Annotated in this window: 22 protein-coding genes and 1 pseudogene; 6 read left to right on the top strand and 17 right to left on the bottom strand. The window is 64.5% G+C overall.

The genetic code is table 11. The features are described from left to right. Nucleotides 1-204 precede the first annotated feature (204 nt). A complete protein-coding gene (locus KM295_RS09420) occupies nucleotides 205-465 on the bottom strand; it encodes a DUF8072 family protein (RefSeq protein ID WP_256029695.1) in 261 nt (86 codons plus the stop codon). A 64-nt stretch (nucleotides 466-529) separates the two neighbouring features. On the opposite strand from KM295_RS09420, the gene KM295_RS09415 reads away from it, so the two are divergent. Both KM295_RS09415 and KM295_RS09410 read left to right on the top strand, forming a co-directional pair. Then, nucleotides 530-1,324, top strand: a complete 795-nt coding sequence (locus KM295_RS09415) for an inositol monophosphatase family protein (RefSeq protein ID WP_256029694.1) — start codon at nucleotides 530-532, stop codon at nucleotides 1,322-1,324. A 73-nt stretch (nucleotides 1,325-1,397) separates the two neighbouring features. After that, nucleotides 1,398-2,531, top strand: coding sequence for a DUF63 family protein (locus tag KM295_RS09410; protein ID WP_256029693.1), 1,134 nt, complete (start codon nucleotides 1,398-1,400; stop codon nucleotides 2,529-2,531). 16 nt (nucleotides 2,532-2,547) lie between these two features. Here the strand turns inward: KM295_RS09410 and KM295_RS09405 are convergent. From KM295_RS09405 to KM295_RS09380, 6 genes and pseudogenes are all read right to left on the bottom strand, one after another. Further along, nucleotides 2,548-3,062, bottom strand: a pseudogene (locus KM295_RS09405) (phosphate signaling complex PhoU family protein). Between the two features lie 2 nt (nucleotides 3,063-3,064). Continuing rightward, a complete protein-coding gene (gene pstB / locus KM295_RS09400) occupies nucleotides 3,065-3,901 on the bottom strand; it encodes a phosphate ABC transporter ATP-binding protein PstB (protein ID WP_256029692.1) in 837 nt (278 codons plus the stop codon). Nucleotides 3,902-3,904: 3 nt separating this feature from the next. Then, nucleotides 3,905-5,524, bottom strand: coding sequence for a phosphate ABC transporter permease PstA (pstA, locus tag KM295_RS09395; protein ID WP_256029691.1), 1,620 nt, complete (start codon nucleotides 5,522-5,524; stop codon nucleotides 3,905-3,907). A 1-nt stretch (nucleotide 5,525) separates the two neighbouring features. After that, on the bottom strand, nucleotides 5,526-6,527 hold the full coding sequence (gene pstC / locus KM295_RS09390; protein ID WP_256029690.1) for a phosphate ABC transporter permease subunit PstC: 1,002 nt from the start codon (nucleotides 6,525-6,527) through the stop codon (nucleotides 5,526-5,528). A 48-nt stretch (nucleotides 6,528-6,575) separates the two neighbouring features. Then, the gene (locus KM295_RS09385) at nucleotides 6,576-7,637 is read right to left on the bottom strand and encodes a PstS family phosphate ABC transporter substrate-binding protein (protein WP_256029689.1); all 1,062 of its coding nucleotides are present in this window, start codon (nucleotides 7,635-7,637) and stop codon (nucleotides 6,576-6,578) included. Between the two features lie 91 nt (nucleotides 7,638-7,728). Beyond that, nucleotides 7,729-8,247, bottom strand: a complete 519-nt coding sequence (locus KM295_RS09380) for a cupin domain-containing protein (protein ID WP_256029688.1) — start codon at nucleotides 8,245-8,247, stop codon at nucleotides 7,729-7,731. Nucleotides 8,248-8,350: 103 nt separating this feature from the next. On the opposite strand from KM295_RS09380, the gene KM295_RS09375 reads away from it, so the two are divergent. Beyond that, nucleotides 8,351-8,995, top strand: a complete 645-nt coding sequence (locus tag KM295_RS09375) for a non-canonical purine NTP pyrophosphatase (RefSeq protein WP_256029687.1) — start codon at nucleotides 8,351-8,353, stop codon at nucleotides 8,993-8,995. A 6-nt stretch (nucleotides 8,996-9,001) separates the two neighbouring features. Here the strand turns inward: KM295_RS09375 and KM295_RS09370 are convergent, their stop codons facing one another. The 8 genes from KM295_RS09370 to KM295_RS09335 form a co-directional block, all read right to left on the bottom strand. Next, nucleotides 9,002-9,484, bottom strand: coding sequence for a DUF7384 family protein (locus tag KM295_RS09370; protein ID WP_256029686.1), 483 nt, complete (start codon nucleotides 9,482-9,484; stop codon nucleotides 9,002-9,004). Then, nucleotides 9,474-10,676 carry a putative sulfate/molybdate transporter gene (locus tag KM295_RS09365; protein WP_256029685.1) on the bottom strand — a complete coding sequence of 401 codons (1,203 nt, stop codon included), beginning with the start codon at nucleotides 10,674-10,676 and terminating at the stop codon, nucleotides 9,474-9,476. Before KM295_RS09365 ends, KM295_RS09370 begins: the two co-directional genes overlap by 11 nt. A gap of 92 nt (nucleotides 10,677-10,768) precedes the next feature. Then, entirely contained in the window at nucleotides 10,769-11,422 is a 654-nt protein-coding gene (locus KM295_RS09360) for a potassium channel family protein (protein ID WP_256029684.1), read from the bottom strand. Between the two features lie 56 nt (nucleotides 11,423-11,478). Further along, complete coding sequence (locus KM295_RS09355) at nucleotides 11,479-12,066, bottom strand: DUF7411 family protein (protein WP_256029683.1); 588 nt, start codon at nucleotides 12,064-12,066, stop codon at nucleotides 11,479-11,481. Then, on the bottom strand, nucleotides 12,066-12,416 hold the full coding sequence (locus KM295_RS09350) for a DNA-binding protein (RefSeq protein ID WP_256029682.1): 351 nt from the start codon (nucleotides 12,414-12,416) through the stop codon (nucleotides 12,066-12,068). The genes KM295_RS09355 and KM295_RS09350 overlap by 1 nt, the downstream gene beginning before the upstream one ends. A 172-nt stretch (nucleotides 12,417-12,588) precedes the next feature. Then, entirely contained in the window at nucleotides 12,589-13,380 is a 792-nt protein-coding gene (locus KM295_RS09345; protein ID WP_256029681.1) for an enoyl-CoA hydratase/isomerase family protein, read from the bottom strand. A 63-nt stretch (nucleotides 13,381-13,443) separates the two neighbouring features. Further along, entirely contained in the window at nucleotides 13,444-13,986 is a 543-nt protein-coding gene (locus KM295_RS09340) for a tRNA (cytidine(56)-2'-O)-methyltransferase (protein WP_256029680.1), read from the bottom strand. Nucleotides 13,987-14,075: 89 nt separating this feature from the next. Further along, nucleotides 14,076-14,402 carry a BsuPI-related putative proteinase inhibitor gene (locus tag KM295_RS09335; RefSeq protein ID WP_256029678.1) on the bottom strand — a complete coding sequence of 109 codons (327 nt, stop codon included), beginning with the start codon at nucleotides 14,400-14,402 and terminating at the stop codon, nucleotides 14,076-14,078. A 123-nt stretch (nucleotides 14,403-14,525) separates the two neighbouring features. On the opposite strand from KM295_RS09335, the gene KM295_RS09330 reads away from it, so the two are divergent. Next, the gene (locus KM295_RS09330; protein ID WP_256029677.1) at nucleotides 14,526-15,293 is read left to right on the top strand and encodes a DUF2797 domain-containing protein; all 768 of its coding nucleotides are present in this window, start codon (nucleotides 14,526-14,528) and stop codon (nucleotides 15,291-15,293) included. A 53-nt stretch (nucleotides 15,294-15,346) separates the two neighbouring features. After that, nucleotides 15,347-15,787, top strand: coding sequence for a hypothetical protein (locus tag KM295_RS09325; protein ID WP_256029676.1), 441 nt, complete (start codon nucleotides 15,347-15,349; stop codon nucleotides 15,785-15,787). A 546-nt stretch (nucleotides 15,788-16,333) separates the two neighbouring features. Here the strand turns inward: KM295_RS09325 and KM295_RS09320 are convergent. Further along, complete coding sequence (locus tag KM295_RS09320) at nucleotides 16,334-17,488, bottom strand: pyridoxal phosphate-dependent aminotransferase (protein WP_418904779.1); 1,155 nt, start codon at nucleotides 17,486-17,488, stop codon at nucleotides 16,334-16,336. Next, complete coding sequence (gene ribH / locus KM295_RS09315; RefSeq protein WP_256029675.1) at nucleotides 17,478-17,906, bottom strand: 6,7-dimethyl-8-ribityllumazine synthase; 429 nt, start codon at nucleotides 17,904-17,906, stop codon at nucleotides 17,478-17,480. Before ribH ends, KM295_RS09320 begins: the two co-directional genes overlap by 11 nt. 241 nt (nucleotides 17,907-18,147) lie before the next feature. Here ribH and KM295_RS09310 point away from each other — a divergent pair, with 241 nt between their 5' ends. Continuing rightward, nucleotides 18,148-19,401, top strand: coding sequence for an RNA-guided endonuclease InsQ/TnpB family protein (locus KM295_RS09310; protein ID WP_256029674.1), 1,254 nt, complete (start codon nucleotides 18,148-18,150; stop codon nucleotides 19,399-19,401). Nucleotides 19,402-19,406 lie beyond the last annotated feature (5 nt).

Raw genomic sequence — 19,406 nt, 5'->3', positions numbered from 1 at the left:
GAATGCAGGAGGGATTTGAATCAGGGAAGAGCTCTGCTCTGACCGTGGTTCAAATCCCTCCCCTCGCATCGCCGGGGTCCATCCCCGGGGTGCGGAAGACCGCGTTGGAGCGGCCTTCCCTCGCAATATTCCTTTCGGTGCCACGCCGACAGTCGAAGCGCCAAGGACGTGATTCGTCGTCCGTTCCGCTGCTTTGATCCGTTATTAGTCTGCCGGTTCGGCGTCGACGACCGTCCCCGCGGTCGCCCACCCGTCGTCGGTCTCGCGCCCGGCGACGAGCGGATCGTCTTCACCGTCGGTGACGAGCCGGTAGGTGATGCCCTCCGGACCGGCTCCCTCGGCCTGGAACGCCTCCTGGAAGAACTCTGCCGAGCGCATTTCGAGGACAACGGTCGAGTCATCTTCGAAGGTGAGCCGTACGTCCCGCGGTGTGAGGTTGTGGATCCGCTTTGCGAGGGTGTGCATACGAGGGAAACGCGCGGATCAGTCAAATCGGTGGCGCTTTCCGCAGTGCCGTCCCAGCGACGGCATGGAGACACGCACCGAGTGTGCGGTCCGGGCCGCCGAGGCCGGGGCCGAAACCGCGGCTGGGTCGTTCCGGACGGACCTCTCCGTCGAGACGAAGGCCGGAAAGACGGACGTGGTGACGGAGACAGACCGGGCCACCCAGCGCCGGGTGATCGAGGTGATAGAAGCGGAGTTCGGCGGCGAACCGATCGTCGGCGAGGAAGACGACACGCCGGCGGCAGTCCCCGAGGAGGGGCCGGGCTGGATCGTCGATCCGATCGACGGGACCGCGAACTTCGTCCGCGGGGTCGGGGTCTGGACGACGAGCGTGGCGGCGACGGTCGACGGCGAGCCGATCGGCGGAGCGACGGTCGCGCCGGTCGTCGGCGACACGTTCCGGTTGCAAGCGGGCGAGGCGTTCCGGAACGGCCGGACGCTCTCGGTCAGCGACCGGACGGATCCCGAGACGTTCCTCGTCGTTCCGACGATGTGGTGGGGGTTCGACCGCCGAGAGGAGTACGCCGCCGCCTGTCGGGGGATCATCGAGCGGTTCGGCGACATGCGGCGGTTCGGGTCGGCGCAGTTCGAACTCGCGCTGTGTGCGGCCGGCGCCGTCGAGGCAGTCGTCACGAACCTCCGCGGATATCCCTGGGATACGGTGCTCGGCGTCGGCCTCGTGGAAGCCGCCGGCGGGACAGTCACCGATATCGACGGCGACCCGTGGCGACACGACAGCCGGGGGCTGGTCGCCTCGAACGGGCGGGCACACGATACCGTCCTCGAGGCGGCCCGCGCGATCGAAGACACGAACGGATAGCTCTCACGGTGGCCGTGTCCCACGGACGCGGTCGACCGGAAAGGTGAAACCGCCGTGGGCCGGGGGATCCGATATGGATCTCCCCGACGACCTCGATCCCGCCCGCGCGTGGCTCGCGGCGTTCCTCGGCGGCGTCGTCTCCCTTGCGGTCGGGGCGGCTGTCTTCCCCCGAGTTGTGTACGACGGCTTTTTGTGGCGATACTTCTGGGGTCCGGTCGACGCCGACGCCCACGGGGCGAGCTGTGTGGTCCGGACAGGCGGTGCCACCGAACGGCTCTATAGCCAGTCGGCCTGTGCGGCCGCCGACGGGATCGCCGTCACACCCGGGTATACGACTGTCTCGACGATCAGCTACGCCGTCGTGTTGGTGTTCATGCTGGTCGGTGTGCTGTTGTTGCTCCAGCGACTCGAGGTTCGGATGACGCCGCGGTTCTACGTCGCACTGGTACCGTTCATGCTCCTCGGCGGCGCCCTCCGGGTCGTCGAGGACACGAACGTCGCCTTTCTGCGGGCCGAGGCCGGGATGTTGCTCCCCTATCCGCCGGTCGCACTCATTATCAGCCCGTTCATCTACTTCGTGATGTTCGCCCTCACCCTGGCGACTCTCGTGGTCGCGATCACGTTAGCCCGCCGCGGCGTCCTCGAAGCCTACGAAACGTTCGTCGGCGGCGTCGGGTCGGTCGCGCTCGTCGGGACGGTCGGGTGGCTGCTGTATATCTCCGCGACGACCGAAATCGTCGAGTTCTTCCCGTCTATCGCGATCATCACCCTCGGGGGAGCGACGCTCGTTGCAGGGCTGTTCTGGTGGGCCAGCCAGCGGTACGCGAAGTTCGTAAACGACGGGACGGGGTATCTCGGCATACTCGTCGTGTGGGGCCATACCGTCGACGGAATCGCCAACGTGGTGAGCCTCGATTGGACCGGAGCGATCGGCACTGGCGTGACTTACAGCTCGAAACACGTCGTCAACGAGGCGACAGTCCGGGTCACCGCACGGCTCCAGCCCGCATGGCTCTCGGAGGCCATCGGGACTGCCTGGCCATTTCTCTTCATCAAGATCGCCGCCGCCGTCTTCGTCGTCTGGGTATTCAACGACGAGATATTCGAAGAAAGCCCGCGGTACGCCTATCTCCTCTTGATCGCGATCCTCGCGGTGGGACTCGGCCCCGGGACACGGGATATGCTCCGGGCGACGCTGGCGATCTGAGATCCTTCGATCCGTATCAGCGGATCGAGTCGGTGTCGTGATCGGTCATATATACCGTTCTGACACACACGTTGGTGCGTGATCGGCGACGCGTTCGAGGTCCCGGATCGTCAACAGCAACCGCGAGACGTCGTCCATGGTCTCGGTCACCACCGCGCCGGCCTCCGTGCCGATGTACATCACCCGATTTCGGGATATCGCTCATGTTCGGCGTCGATCGCGTAGCCGGCGAGAATCGTCGAGAGATCGCCGATCCGCTCTAAGTCGGTGATGATCTTGAACGACGAGGCCACGAACCGGAGATCGCCCGCGACGGGCTGTTGGAGCGCGAACAGATCGAACAGTCGGCTTATAGTTCGAGATACAGTTCGTTGATTTCCTGATCGCCCTCGATGACTTCCCGGGGCAACGATTCGTCTTTGGTCTCGAGGGTCTTGAGCGCGGTTTCGTAGCGATCGAAAACGAGATCGCTCATCTCGGGGGCTCCGAACGGAGCGCGTCCAGTTGCCGCCGGTAGTCCCTCCGGGCCATCGCTATCCGAACTTGCCGGTGATGTAGTCCTCGACGCGCTGGTGCTCCGGGTTCTCGAAAATCTTCTGGGTCTCGTCGTACTCGACGAGGTCGCCGCCGGTAAGGAAGACGGCGGTTCGATCGGAGATCCGCGCCGCCTGCTGCATGTTGTGGGTGACGATGATGACGGTGTACTGCTCCGCGAGGTCGTCGATGAGGTCCTCGATCTTCGAGGCGGCGACCGGATCGAGCGCCGACGTCGGTTCGTCCATGAGGATCACTTCCGGGTCCGGCGCGATCGCCCGGGCGATACACAGCCGCTGTTGCTGGCCGCCCGAGAGATCGAGCCCCGAAGAGTCCAGTTGGTCTTTCACCTCGTCCCACAGCGCGGCGCTTTTGAGCGACTCCTCGACCCGCTCGTCGACGTCGCCCTCGTAGCCCTGGATCTTCAGCCCGTACCCGACGTTTTCACGGACCGATTTCGGGAACGGATTGGGCTTTTGGAACACGATTCCGATCTTCCGCCGTAACGCGACCGGGTCCACGTCGTCGTCGTACACGTTCTTGCCGCCGAACTCGACGTCGCCTTCGACGCGACAGGAGTCTATCAGATCGTTCATCCGGTTGATACACCGGAGAAACGTCGACTTGCCACAGCCGGAGGGGCCGATCAGCGCCGTCACGTCGTGTTCGTATATCTCCATCGAAACGTCGTCTAACGCCTGCTCCTCGCCGTAGTAGACGTCTAGATCACGCGTCTCGATGATCGTCTCCTTGGTATTGAGGGGAGCGTCTCGCGGCTCTTCGTCGCCGGTCTCGATCGTCGTCTGGACCTTCGGGGATGTGTCTGGTTCGCTCATTTGTTAGTTCCCACGTCCGTACTTGTTCCGGATAACGATTGCCGTCGCGTTCATCAACAGCATCAACACGAGCAACACCACGGCCGCCGCGGGAACGACCCCGTGACGGAACTCGGGCTTTGCGTTCGCCGAAGCGGCGAAAATCTGTAACGGCAGCGCCGTCGCACTCGAAAACAGCCCGCTCGGCGGACTGTACGTCGTCGTGGCGACCGCTATGATGACCAGCGGCGCGGTCTCGCCGATCGCCCGCGCCAACGCGAGAATCGTCCCGGTGAGCGTCCCGGGGATCGCCTCGGGCAAAACGACCTCACGGAGCGTCTGCCACCGGCTCGCGCCCATGCCATACGACCCCTGCCGGAGGTCGTCGGGGACGGACCGAAGCGCCTCCTGGGTCGAAACGATCACGATCGGAAGAATGAGCAGCCCGAGCGTCCCCGCCGCCGAAACGACGATACCGGTCCCGAACCCGAGCGTCCGCCGGAACAGCGCGAGCCCGAGCAGCCCGTACACGACTGAGGGAACCCCGGCGAGATTCGAGATGTTCACCTCCAACAGCGTCGCCAGCCGGCCGCCCCAGCCGGAACTAGGCGCGTATTCCTCGAGGTATATCGCCGCGCCGATCCCCACCGGAAACGCGAGGACCGCCATGAAGCCCACGACGACGATCGATCCGACGATCTGCGGGTAAACACCCGCATTACTCGCGGTCAGTCCGTCCCAAGATTGAAGCAGAAGGTTCGGTGTGAGAAACGTGTCCGGGTTGTCGATACCGAACCCCTCCACGAGCGAGGCACCGAGCAGCGTGCCCCCGATCAGAACGAACGGCCCCACGACACCGACGCGGCCCTCCGGATTCGTCCGGACCGACCGCCAGACGACGTAGCTCGTGGGAACGACGGATCCCGAAAAGAGGACGACCGGAAGCGACGCGTCGATCCCGGCGACGATCGACGCCAGGGCGACAGCGAGACCGCCCGCGGCGACGGCTCCCCCAGCGATGGCGCCGGTGCGGCGACCGCGACGGGAAGCCGTCAGCCTCGCAACGAGCAGCGCCGCCGGGACGGTGACGAGACCGAAGTACATGATCCACTCCGCGGCGATCCCGATCGGCCCGCGGACGAAATCGTACAGTACCGCCGCGACGCCGAGGCCGACGATGATCGACACGGGAATGGCCGGTCCGGTGTACGTCCGGTCGTCCGTCGTCCGATCGTAGGTCAAAACGAGCGCCGGCGGGATCGACGCAAAAAAGACGTAGGTGAACACGTCGTAGGGACTGAGCGAATCGATAACGGCGTACATCACAACGCTCAGGAGGAGGCCCCCGAACACCGCCGCGAACGCCCTGGCGTTCGTCTCCTGTACTGCCGGTTTTCGCCGGGCATACAGCGTGAACGCGGCCATCGGGGCTACGAGGGTACCGAAGTAGGCGAGGAACCACACGGGTGATGCGGCCCCCGGCCGGAAGGCGTCCACGGAAATATACGCGAACAACACCAAAAGCGCGAGGATGCCGACGAGCGTCGCCGCGACGAGCGAGACCTCGAAGAGCTGTCCTTTCAGTTTCTGGAGCCTGAGTCTCGTGGTCTGTCCGAGTTGATCGCCTGTTTCTTCGGTTGCCATCTCAGTACTCCTCCCGGAACCGCCGTCTGACCAGTTCGGCGAGGACGTTCATCGTCAGCGTGATCACGAACAGCGTCATGCCGAGTGCGAACATCGCCTCGTAGGTAGGACCGCTCCCGAGAGAGTCCGCGCCGGCGATCTGGACCATCGCCGCCGTGATGGTCTGCCCCGATTCCGCGAGGTTCTTCAGCACGTTCGGGAAGTACGGCATCTGTGGGCTCATCCCCATCGCCATCGTGACGGCCATCGTCTCGCCGATGGCCCGCGAGAGAGCAAGGACGTACGACGCGACGATACCGGAGGTCGCCGACGGAACGACAATCTTCGTCGAGACGTCGAACTTCGTCGACCCGAGTCCGTACCCGGCCTGTCGGAGGCTATCCGGAACCGCGCTCAGCGCGTCCTCGCTGATAGAGGAGACCATCGGGATGATCATGATCCCGACGACGAAGCTCGCCGACAGCGCGTTGAACGTGCGGAGCGACGGCATGACGATGGTAAACTCCGGAAGGACGGGGACGCCAGGTGGAATAACCTGTGCGGAGAGCGGGAGGACGCTGTCGATCAGCGGCGTGACGTACACGAGCGCCATGTAACCGTAGATCACGGTCGGCACGCCGGCGAGGATTTCCAGGGCGGGTTTGAGTATCGATCGGGCCGTATCGCTCGCGTACTCGCTGAGATAGATCGCCGCCGCCAATCCGACCGGGAGCGCGATCAGCGCCGAGAAGACGGTGACGATGAGCGTCCCGCTTATCAACGGGAGCACGCCGTACGATTGGGCGATGACAGGGCTCCAGCTCGTTCCAGTGAAGAACGTGACCGGCGATATCTCCGACCAGAACGAGAACGCGCGTCCGGATAACGCCAGGATGATCCCGACAGTGACGAGTATCGTCAGGACGGCGCTCGCTGCGATCAGGCGGGCGTAGAGTCGTTCCTTGCGGACGACGAACCCGCTCCGCTGGAGCGACCCGATCCCGGTCTCCGATTCCTTGCTCATGTAGGTTGGTAAAACGAGAGGTGCATAATCAGCGTTCCCTTTCGGATGCTACGCGCTATACTCGTACTCGCCGGCGATCGCCTCCTCGAGGGCGGTGAGGTTGTCCTCTACCATCTGGTCGCTGGCCGGGACGTAGCCGATGTCCTCGGCGATGTAGTCCTCGTCGGCTTCGTTGATGTAGAACTCGAGGAACGCCTGGAGGTGATCTTTCTCCTGTATCTTGCCCATGTGGCCGTAGAAGAACAGCGGCCGAGCGAGCGGGTAGTTCCCGCTCTGGGCGCCCTCGAGGCTCGGCTCGACGGGATCGCCGCCGCTCTCGCTGAGGCTGAGTGCCTTGACCGTGTCCGGGTTGTTCGTGTAGTACGCGAAGGGGAGATACCCGAGTGCGTACTCGTTGCCGGCCACACCCTGTGCGATCAGGTCGTCTTCTTCGGTCCCCTCGAAGTCGCCGCGGATCTCCTGATCAGATTCGGTCTCCCCGACGACCGTCTCGATAAAGTAGTCGTAGGTGCCCGACGTACTCGCCGGCCCGTAGAGATCGAACGGTTCGTCGGGCCAGTCCGAGTTGACCTCCGCCCACGTCTCCGGCATGGTGTCCGGCGACCAGATGGTCGCGAGATCCTCCAGCGAGATCGAGTCGATAAAGTCGGCGTCGTTGTTGACGACAACAGTGAGCGCATCCTGTGCAATAAAGAACTCGACCGGCTCGATGCCGTTGTCGCGGCAGCGCTGGAGTTCGTCGTCTCCGATCGGGCGACTCGCGTTGTTGATGTCGCTGTCGCCGGGGATGAAGACGTTCTCGAACCCGCCGCCGCTGCCGTCCCGAGTGAGATTGAAGCTCACGTCCGGGTTGTTCTGGGCGAACTGACGGCTAACCTCCTGGGCAACCGGGTAGACCGTACTGCTTCCGGAGATGCGGATGTCACCGGATAGCGAGCCACCACCGTCGCCGTTGCCGCCGTTACCGTTGCCACCGTTACCGTTGCCACCGTTGCCATTACCACCGTTGCCGTCATCGGACGTACAGCCGGCCATGGCGAAGGCGCCCGCGCCACCGAGTGCTTTGATCGCGTTACGCCGCGTTATCCCGTCGAACTGGCTTGGTGCCATTACCCGACGGTATCCCGGAACGGCATAAATAGGATACTATGTTTATTGGGGAGCAGTCTGTAAGTATATGTCTGTAACGACATGACTATATTTACCTAAATATCAATATATAGACTCCGACGCCCCCCGGCCACTCTCCCTCCCAGTAGTCGACGTCGTCGTCGACGTTGAAGTACCCTTCCAGCGTCCGTCCCTCCTGTCCGCCGGGGGGCGAGCCGACGTAGACACCCATCTTCCCCGAGTCCGGATAGACCGTCACGTCCGGCTCGTTCATCGTCGAGATCGCGAGGTACCGGAGGACGTCTTCGGAGTCGTTGATCACCTTGTGGCCGCCCGACTCGTCGGCCGGCAGCGGGGCGTAATCGCCCGCTTCCAGATCGTACGTCTCACCGCCGAGCCGGATCGACCCGCTCCCCTCGAGGACGTACAGCGCCTCCTCGTTGGCAGTGTGGTAGTGGTACGGCCACGATTTCCGCCCGGACGGGAGTTCATAGAGGCTGCACCCGAGCGTCTCGCTTTCGGCGGCTTCCCCCAGTTGTTTTCGCCTGAACCGCGTCTCGCCGTGGTCCAGTTCTGACCACTCCATGTCGGCTTCATTTATAAGTGGCATGCCTCTGATTTATGAACCTGCGAAATAGCTCTTTCGGGAACGAAAACGGCCGACGCTCGCCGCGTACCGGTGGCCCTTTTTATACGCGAACCGATGTTCGGGTATGCTCCGTTACGTGACGACGAACGACGGCAAAGTCCGGGAAGCCGAGGAGTACCTCGGCGACGAGGTGGCTGCCCTGGAGTACGACTACCCGGAGATCCAGGCCGACTCGCTCGAGCGCGTCGCGGCCCACGGCGCCCGTGACGCCTACGAACACGTCGGCGAGCCGGTCATCGTCGACGACGCCGGCCTCTACATCGATGGTTTCGACGGCTTTCCGGGGCCATACTCGGCGTACGTCGAGGACACCCTCGGCGTCGAGCGGGTCGGCGACCTCGCCGGACGCGAGGACGCGACCCGGGCGAAGTTCCGGTGTGTGATCGCCTACTGCGACGGCGATCCGTTCGAGGCCTCGCCCGAACCGATCGACACCGACGACCGACGTGGACAGGACCTGGCGGCTGAAGATCGGGCGTCAGCAACGACAGACGACACCGTCACCGGGGAGGATCTCCCCGTGAAACTCTTCGTGGGGGCGGTCCCGGGCCGGATCGTCGAACCCCGCGGGACCGGCGGGTTCGGATACGACCCGATCTTCGAACACAGCGGACGGACCTTCGCGGAGATGAGCGCCGACGAGAAGAACGCGGTCTCACACCGGGGGCGGGCGCTCGGGAAGTTCGCCGAGTGGTTCGTCGACAGGTGAAGGCGATCAGTCACGTGAGTCCCGGTCCGGTCCCGGATACGGCGCGTCGAACGCCAGCTCGTAGGCCGTTTCGGGGTCGAACACGGAGACGAACGCGTCGGGCGATCGGACGCTGACGTCCATTACACCCTGGAGGTTCGCGCCCGCGCGAGCGCTCCGAAGCCGGCTATCGAGCGAGAGGAGCTGTCCCGCGTTCCCGCGGTAGGCCGCCGCCAGCGCCGGGTGATCGTCCGGCGGCTGCTCGACAAGGGTAACCAGATCTCCGATCGACTCGCGCCACGCCGCCGCGAGGGGTTCGTCGGCGAGCGTTCCGACGACTGCCTCGGCGTCCGCCAACAGCGGTTCGGTAGCGAGGAGCTCGAGCCACGAATGCGACCGGACCGTATCGAGCGCTTGCCGGGCAGCGTCCCCGACGAGCAGATCAGCGGCGAGAACGTCGGCGTCAGCCACGAGGCGCGTGTACTTCGCTTCGGGGTCCTCAACCGTCACGGCGTGCCTCGAGTGCCGCCCGTATTTCCTCGGCCGTCACTCCGTGATCCTCGGCGCGATCGAACAGGCGATCCCACGACATACCCGAAAACAACGCCCGATCGGACAAAAACCCTCCCTCGCGGAGCCGCCACCACCCGACCCCTGCGATGAACGCGATGCCGACGTTTGTCGCGACCGCGAGGACGCCGATCGCGCCGACCAGCCACGGCCGCTCCGTCGAGGCGAACGCCACCCGGGCCAGCGAGGCCGCGACGACGAACAGCACGACGCCGAGCAACGCGAGCGGGAACGCAAAGAGTACGCCTGCAACCAACGCGAGACCGCCGTAGAGGGCGCCGGCAACGAGGTTCGCGGACCCAGTCCGGGCGCCGAAGACGTGCTTGCCGGCCAGCCCGCCGGAGCCGTGACACATCGGCAGGGCACCGAACGGGACCGCCGTGAGGTTCATCACTCCCATGCTCCCGGCGAGCCTGTCGGAGGAGATCTCCGTATTGTAGAGATCGGAGAGCAAAAGCGAGGTCGCGACGGCGGCGTTGCCGACAGTCATCGCCAGTTGGGCCGTGAGGCCCTCGATCGCCCCGACGGAGACGGTCGGGTCGCCCGTCGGGAACGCGGAGACGGCCGGGAGTGCCGGCGCGGGAACGCCGGTCGTCACCGCCGCCCAGCCCGCACCGAGAGCCAACAGCACGAGCGCGACGGCCCGCTTCGAGACGGCCGCGACGACGACGGCGACCGCGAGCCCAGCAACGGCGACGGTCGGGGCGCCGACGGCGAGATCGATTGCCGCGACAGCGAGAACGAGTGCGACGGCGAACTGTACACCACGGACGACCGGCTCGCCGATAACCGACTCGATCCGCGAGAGCGCCCCGATGGCCCCGGCGACGAACAGGAGTCCTCCGGCCATCAGGCCCGCGGCGACGAGTTCGCCGTAGGTGATCGACCCGGCGATCGCCAGCCCCGCGATCGCCTTCATCGGCTCGACGGACAGCGGCACGCCGTAGACGACCCCCCAGAGCACCTGAAACAGCGCGAAGCCGGCGAGCAGATGTGAAAGCGAGGCCGGCGTCAAAAGCCCCAGCGCGACGACGAGCGGGAGTACCGTAACCGAATCACCTATCGCCCCCGTCACCTCGCCGAGGTCAGTTCCGAACCGGGGAGTTTCGTTTTCTGTCCTAAAAGTCGCCACACAACCGCTTCGAACCGGAAAATGAAATACCTTTTCAGCGATCGGATTCGGCTACTCGCTACGGTTTGTATAACTTATTTTAGTTACTTCCCCTACCCGTTGATCGACGATCTGACCTCCTCGAGCGACGCCTGTTCGGCGATGAGCGCGAGGCGGTCCCCCGCTTCGATCCGGGTTCTGGGGAGCGGGATCGTCATCGGTTCCCGCCGCCGTCCGTGTGCGTACACTCTGGCGCCGCCGGGGAGGTCCAGTTCGACGACCCGCCGGCCGACGGCCGAGGACCCCTCCGGGATCTCGAGGCTCGTCGCGGTGAGGTGTTCGGTCAGGTCCCCGAGCACGTTCAGGTCCCCGCCCAAAAGCGCCGTCTTCGCCCCTGCAGCACCCATCCGTTCGGGGTAGACGACCTCGTCGACGTCGGCCGCGTACTTCCGGTAGATCTCCTCGCGGTAGTCCTCGTCGATCCGGAGGACGGTCCGGCAGCCGTGGCTATTGGCGATCATACATGCGGTGAAGTTGGCGTTCAGATCGCTCGTCAGCGCCGCCAGGGCGTCTGCCTCGCTAACCCTCGCCTGTTCGAGGACGCGTTCGTCCCCGGCGTCACCTTCGATCGCCTCACAGCCGTCGTCCCGGGCCTTTTCGACCCGATCCTCGTCGTGGTCGACGATCACGACTCCGTGTCCCTCGGTCGAGAGGATGGTAGCGGTGCGAGCCCCGACGCGGCCGTAGCCGACGATGACGAACTCCATGGGGTCATATACGACGTGAGACGACAAAAAGGTGGGCGGCGCCGCGAGTCTGGCGGTCACGCCCGTCCGGTGACGCGGGTCTGTTCGTGGTCCGGAAAGATCTCCGCGACGGCGTCCTCGCCCCACCGGTTTCGGATCCGTTCCCGGAGTTCGGTCTCGTAGTCGCCTTTCTGTATCGTCTCGCTGGGACCGGACTCGACGGTCAGATGCGAATCGACGAGCCGGTCGATGGCCCCCCGACCGAACCCCGAAAGCGGGGCGACGTAGTCGACCCCGTGGCGGTCCTCGAGGCTCTGTGCGACGGCTCGGGAGATCGTCGGGACCCGATCGTCGCGGCGGGTGCCGTCGGCGATCACGTCGTACTCGACGGCGGCCGCCTCCAGGGCGGCCTCGTGGATCGTCTGGATCCCGGCGCGGGGAAATCCGTCCTCGTGCATCCGCTCGACCGCCTCATCGGCGACCTCCGCGTCGAGTTCGATCGCGACGAACGGGAACCCCAGCGCCTCGGCGGCCTCGCGGGCGTAGGTCCAGTCGTCGGTGAACCCGAAGTGGGCGGTCACGAGTGTGACCTGATAAAAGTCTTCGAGCAACAGCGCCGAAAGCGAGGAGTCTTTGCCGGCGCTGAACAGCAGTCCACACTCCATTACCGGTGCCGGATGTCGAAGCTCTGCGATTCGGGTTTCATCTCCTGCAGCAGTTCCTTCATCTTTTCTTCGTCGATCTTGCCCTGTAGCCGGCCGCTTTGGGCCAACGCGACGATCTGCTGTTCGACCTGCTCGCCGAACTCGGGTTTCGACATCTGGACGGTGTTGAGCCGCTTGCGCGCGCCGTCGGTCAGCGCCTTCCGGAGCATCGCCTTCTTTTGGGCCTCTGCCTGCTGGCGCTGGGCTTCGGCAGCCTCGGCGTCGCCGCCCTCGTCCTGCTGTTCTTTGATCTGTTCGAGTTTCTCCTCGCGGAGTTCCTGTAGCTTCTCGTCGTTCGGATCGCCACTCATATACACCCGTTAAGCGTGCAGACACAAAAACCGTTACCACTCCGGAACGGTCCGGCCTGGTGCCCGTCCGTCCCTCCGGCACCGCGATCGCTCCGCCTACGCTTCGATGTATCGCGGCACCTCTTCACCCGTAGCGTCGGCCCTCGGCGCACCGACGGCTCCGGAGGCGAACCTACCGTCCGTGGAACTCGGGCTCGTAATCGTCCTCGGAGAACGCCCTGACACCCTCCTCGTGGTCGTCGGTTCCGAAGAGCGGCTCGATGAGCGTCCGGTCGTACTCGATGCCCGCCTCGAGGCCGGCCTCGGTGGCGTAGTTGGCGGACTGTTTGATGGCCTGTATCGACAGCGGCGGCTTGGCGGCGATGGTCTCGGCGAACTCCCCGACGGCGTCGTCGAGTTCGGCCTCGGGGTAGACGTGGTTGACGATCCCGACCTCGGCGGCCCGATCGGCGGAGATGTGCTCGCCCGTCATCGCGATCTCCATGGCGACCGAGGGGTTCGCGAGCCGGCTGATGAACTGGACGCCGCCGGCTCCCGGCAGGATACCGAGATCGACCTCGGGCAGCCCGAGCGTCGCCTCGGCGCTCGCGAACCGGAAATCACAGCTCATCGCGGTCTCGAGCCCGCCGCCCAGACAGTAACCGCGGATCTTCGCAACGACCGGCACCGGGTAGTCCCTGATGAACCGGTAGTGCGTTCGATCCACGTCGGCGGTCGGGGCGTCGGCCTCGAACTCGGTGATGTCGGCGCCCGCACAGAAGTGCCCCTGGGCGCCCTCGATCACGACGACGCGCATGTCGATGCCGTCGTCGTTCAGTTCATCGAGTGCCCGAAGGCTGCCGACGATGTCCTCCCGGAGCCGAGCGTTCAGCGCGTTCAGCGCGTCGGGGCGATCGAGCGTTATCCGGCCGACACCCGTCGAGTCGTCGAATTCTACCCGCGTCGTTTCGAACGTCGTGTCCATACGGAGTCGATTCACCCGTCCACGACTTGAAATTTTGCGCCGGCGGCGACCACACGGCCCGTGTCAGTCGTCCTCGATCGGCTCGACCTGTTTGCCGGTCGCCTTCGGGACGACCCGATGTGTCGCGTCGGTCCACTCCCGGTCGAGTTCCGCCCCCTCGAAGAATCGGTCCAGAAAGACCGCCAGACCGGCGACCTCCGAGTGGGGCTGGTTCGTCACGCCGACGTTGTAATCGGCCAGCTCGTAGACGTCGAAGGGGACTTTCCCCGCCCCGACGACGGCCAGGACCGGCTCGGGCCCGTGGTCGGCTCTGATCGAGTCCTCGACGTCCTGGATCGGGAGCCCGTACATCGTCAGGTGGACGACCGGCCCGGACCACTCACGCAGCACACGCCCCGGCTCGTCCGTCAGTTCGACCTCGAAGGGGCCGCCGAACCGGTCCGTGATGTCCTCGATCGTTTCCTTCGGGGCGGACGCCCGTCCGGCGAGGATCGCCCGGTCGGCGCCGAGCGCACGCGCGGTCAGCCCGACGTGGGTCGTCATCCTGTTGTCCCGGCCGGGGCGGTGACCGAGGCGGAGGACGGCGACCCCTGGATCGCGTTCCATAGCCACCATTCACTGCCGTCCGTTAGGGGTGTTACGGTCCACCGCCGCCGACGGTCTCTCCGAACCGATCGAGCTCCTTCCCCGCCGGGTCACACTGAAAAGGGTGTCCGGGCGGTCACCGATCCGTCGCTCACCCGGAGGGCCGCCTCGGCGGTATACTCGCCGGGATCCGGATCGGGCCAGGTTGCCTCGAACGTCGCCGCTTCGCCGGGCTGGAACTCCGCCGTCGAGACGGTCTGTGCGAACGCCCGGCCGTCGCTGTAGCGCCAGACCTCCCGGCCGTCGCGGTACACCGCGAAATCGGCCCGACAGGCGTCCCGGAAGGTGCGTTCCACCGGGCGATCGCCGGCGTTGACCACTGAAAAGGAGAACTCGACCCCGTCGCCGACGGTCACCTCCAGCGCCGCTTCGAGCATACGTCCTATTCGGTCTCGAACACAAAACCGTTTTGCCCCATACCTGCGTGTACCGGCGACTACTGCTGAAACCGTCCGTTCCGGGAGGAAACCCCTAAGCCGACCGACCGTTTAGAACCACCTGTGCAGGTCGTCGGCTACGACGTAGGGGCAAAGGAGCCGCAAGCGGCGGCGCTTCTCGTCGCCCGGGAGGGCACCGTCGAGCGCGAACCGCTTCCCCCCGGTCGGGAACTGGCCTACACGCTCGGACGGCGGCGGTGTGCGGGCGCCGTCGACGGGGACGAACACCTCCCCTGTGAGCGCTCGAGTGCCCCCTACTGTGCGGCCCACGACTCGACGTGGATCTGTGCCCGCTGTACCGGGACGTGTCTCAAAGCCGAGATGGACTGTCACCGGGAACACGCCGTCTATCTGGCGGCCTTCGCGCCCTCGACGTTCAAGATCGGCGTGACCGGACGCGAGGATCCTCGTGTCCGGCTCCGTGAGCAGGGGGCCGACCGTGGTGCGATCGTCCGCCGCGTCGAGAACGGCCGGATCGCCCGGGAGATCGAGTCGGAGATCGCCCGATCGACGCCGGTCCCCGACTCGGTCCGGGTACCGACGAAGATCGTCGGGATCGGACGGGAAATCGACACCGAGTCGTGGGAACAGCTGTTGGCCGATTTCGAGGTCGAACGGACCTTCGAGTTCGGGTACGGTCTCGATCTGGAGTCGGCGCCGCTCCCCGAAACGCTCGCGGCCGGGACCGTCCTCGGGACCAAAGGCCGGGTGCTCCTGTTGGAACGCGACGGCGAGGCCTTCGCCGTCGATATGCGGTCGCTCGTGGGGTACGAACTGCGAAACGGCGCGGCCTCGCGCGAACTCCAGTCCAGTCTCGGCTCGTTCGGATGACTGCGACCCGGAGAACCTGTGGACTTTTTTGTGGGGAGCCGAAAGGGGGGAGCATGACGGACGAAGAGAACACGGCAGAGGAGACGGAGACGACCGACGCGGGCGAGGACGGAGAGGAGAAATCGTTCCGCGAGCGCGTCGAGGAGATCAGACAACAGCGCACCGAGGGTGAAGGCGGCGAGGGCGACGGCGAGGAGATGAGCCGCGAGGAGAAAATGAAGGAGATGATGGGCGGTGGCGGCGGTCCGGGTGGCATGGGCGGCAGCCCCTTCGCCCAGATGATGGGCGGCATGATGGGCGGTGGCGGCGGTCCGGGTGGCATGGGTGGTGGCGGTCCGGGCGGTATGGGCGGCGGCCCGCCGGAGATGGGTGGCCGCGGCCAGGAGGACGGAAGCGACAACGAGGAGGTCGTCCGCGAGGTCCGGAAGGTCCGCGACGAACTCCACGATATCCGCCGCGAAATCGAGCGGATCGCCGACGCGCTAGAGGACTAACCTAACGGCAGCGCCGGTCGTCTTTCGTTCTGTCGGACAGACGCCTCGACACTCTCGAGTCCGAACGGCGCCCGGTCGAGCGTATCAGCCGTTCTGTCCGACAGCATCGACTTCAGGAAACCGATCGTACAACAAAGGTACAGAACCTGCGCGCCGATCAGTTCGGCGGAATTACGGAAGTTCGAGGAGAAAGCCTCGCGCTTCAGCGCGGGGATGAATCCGACAACCCCTCTACACGCTACGCTCTCCGTTCTGAACGGATGTTTTAAGCAAGTAATTACCGTACTGATAGATAACCGAGGCGGCCTGTCCGCCCACCTAATTGGACACTATCGGGATTCGTTGATTCCACGCAGAAACCATCCCTTTCTGTTGTGGATTTCGGGATGCAGGCAGGAAAAGTATCTCTGAATCCCATACCGGGATAGGAGTAACAGCTGGTTGGCACAGCCAGTAGCCGTCTCTCGAGGCGTCTACAAACCGTAAAAATCCCAAACCAGCGGCGCAGTGCCGTGGGAATCTTCGCCCTTCAGGGCCGAGAGGATGTCAAAGGTACCCGCCGTCGGCCAGGCGGTCCACGCCCTCCCGCAGGCGCTCTTCGCTGGCCGCATACGAGAGCCGAGCGTAGCCGGGCGTCCCGAAGGCGCTGCCCGGGACCGTCGCGACGTGGGCGTCCTCGATGGCGCCCTCACACCACGCCTGATCGTCGCTGTCGACCGGCAGCATCATATAAAAGGCGCCGTCGGGGACCGGCACGTCTTTGCCGTGTTCGGCGAAGAGGTCCACGAGCATATCGCGGCGTTCCTCGAAGGCTTCGCACATCTCGGTGACGGCCGCGTCGGCGTTCTCCAGCGCCTCGACGCCGGCGTGTTGGACGAAGTTCGCCGCACACGACACCGAATGCGAGTGGAGCTTTCCAGCCTGTTCGACGAGCGGTTCGGGCGCGGCGAGATAACCCAGCCGCCAGCCGGTCATCGAGTAGGCCTTCGAGAAGCCGTTGATCGTGACAGTCCGTCCGTCCATTCCTTCGAGCGATCCGAGCGAGGTCTGTTCGGTGTCGTATGTGACCGCGTCGTAGATCTCATCGGAGATGACCGTCACGTCGTGATCGACCGCCAGATCCCGGACGCCCTCCAGCGCCGAATCGGAGAAAACGGCTCCGGAGGGGTTCGACGGCGAGTTGATGACGAGGAGTTCGGTGTCGTCCGAGACCGCCTCGGCGAGGTCGTCGAGCGCGGGCTCGAGCTGGAAACCCGACCCGGAGAGATCGACCCGCGATAGCTCTCCGCCGGCCAGCTTCGCCATGGCCTCGTAGCTGACCCAGGCCGGATCCAGAAGGACCACCTCGTCGCCGTCGTCGACGAGCGCCTGGAACGTCTCGTAGAGCGCCTGTTTCCCGCCCGGCGTGACGATGATCTCGTCGGTTCCGTACTCGAGACCGTCGCCGGCGAGTTTCTCGACGATCGCCTCCTTCAGTTCGGGGATCCCGTTCGAGGGGGTATACCCGGTGTGGCCGGCATCGAGCGCCGCCTTCCCGGCCTCGACGACGTTCTCCGGCGTCGGGAAGTCGGGTTCGCCCACGGAGAGATCGACGATGTCGACGCCGTCGGCCTCCAGTTCGGCTGCGAGGTTGCTGATCGCGAGCGTTGCGCTCGGCTCGACCCGTTCGACGCGGTCGGTGAACTCCAGTTCAGGTGTCATAGTCTTGTAATTCTCCGGCGAGTGATATAGCGCTCCGGACGGCGCTTGCCCCGTAGTCGATACGCTCTTCCGCCTCGGCCTGGCTCATCCCCGGCCCGGTGATGCCGAGCGCGACCGGCGTATCGCGTTTCAGGGAGACGTCGGTGAGCCCCTGGGCCGCCGCGTCCGCGATCACGCGGTCGTGATCCGTATCGCCGGTGACGATAGCGCCGAGCGCGACGACAGCGTCGATGTCCTCGCGCCTCGCGAGGCGGTCGGCCGCAAGCGGCGCGTCGTACGAGCCCGGCACCTCGATGGTCTCAACGATCTCGGCGTCGGTGTCGGCGTCGGCCGCCGCCTCGCGGGCCCGGGCTTGCATTTCTTGGGTCACCGGCCGCTCTTTGTTGAACTGGGCGACCACCAGTCCGAGCGCTACCATATTCGCCGGTCCGGTTTCGGAACTAAAAGACCTGCCGATAGCCGCCTATCTTGATTCAGCGAGAGAATCCCGCCCTTTCTGTGAGTGGTGGGCGTTCCGACGCTCTGTCGGAACCGAGGAACGAACAGGGCGGGAGTAAATCGCGTACGCTCCAGGCCGATGCCACCATCGTTCCTGCTGGCTGGATATTCAACGCCGAGTCGTAACGATTACGTCATTTTACTATCATAGGTTATGTACAGTGAATCTGGTCACAACACGCACCATTACAGCGACACTCACCAACAACCGTGAGGGTGTCGTGCGTGATCTTGATTCACTCGGTCGTTCCGGCAGTAAAATCTGGAACGTTGCTCGGTGGACCATCAGTCGTATCTGGGATCACACGGGAGAAATCCCCGACGAAGGACCGCTCAAGTCCTACATGAAAACGCAGGACTGCTGGAAAGACTTGAATGCCCAATCTAGTCAGGCAATTGTCGAAGAATTGTCTGGCGCTTTCCAGTCGTGGTTCGAACAAGGTGACCCAGACGCAAACCCACCGGGCTACCGCAAATACGGCGATGAACGACCACGCAGCACGATCACGTTCAAACAAGACGGGTTCAAACTCGACACGAAACACCAGCAACTCCGGCTGTCGAAAGGCAAGAACCTGAAAGATGGATGGGCCGACTTCATCCTCTGTGAATACGACACCGGTCCTGACGCAAGCTTGGCTGGTGTCGAAGATGTCCAGCAAGTCCGGGCAGTGTGGACTGGTGACCACTGGGAGTTGCACTTCGTCTGTAAAGTCGCCATCGAGGCCCCTGATCAGTCTGGCGCAAAGACGGCTGGTGTTGATCTCGGCATCTGTAATACAGCAGCCGTCTCAGTTGGCGATGAGACGATCTTGTATCCGGGGAATGCGTTGAAAGAAGACGCTCACTACTTCCGGCAGATAGAGTACCACACTGAAGGTGAGGAGGGTCCCTCACAGACCGCAGAATGGGCACGAACGAAAAAAGCACGCCGCCAGACGCATGTCCTGCACACGGTCTCGAAAGATATCGTCGAACAGTGTGCAGAGCGTGGTGTTGGCACGATCGCGGTCGGCCATCCGAAGAACATCCGGGCAGATGAAGACTGGGGACGCCACGGCAACAAACGCCTGCACGACTGGGCGTTTGAGACGCTCATTCAGCAAATCGAGTACAAAGCTGAAGAACGTGGGATCGATGTTGAACGAGTCGATGAGTACGAGTTGGCAACGTCGATCAGCTGCTGTGCCTGTGGAGCGCAGGCCGATTCAAACCGCGTTGAGCGAGGCTTGTACGTCTGTTCGGACTGTGGAGTGGTCGCCAATAGTGATCTGAATGCGGCAGAGAATATGCGAGCGACGGTAACTCCGAATCCCTCACAGGATAGGAGTAACGGCTGTTTGGCCCAGCCATCGGTGCGCCTGTTCGACAAGCAAACGGGGCGAGTAGCCCCACAAGAGCAGGTCTGCCCGTAAACCGG

It is taken from the genome of Natronomonas aquatica (genome assembly GCF_024449025.1).
Classification (GTDB): Archaea; Halobacteriota; Halobacteria; order Halobacteriales; family Haloarculaceae; genus Natronomonas; species Natronomonas aquatica.
The sequence above is the reverse complement of the archived record's forward strand: the minus strand, read 5'-3'. Positions and strand labels throughout refer to the sequence as shown.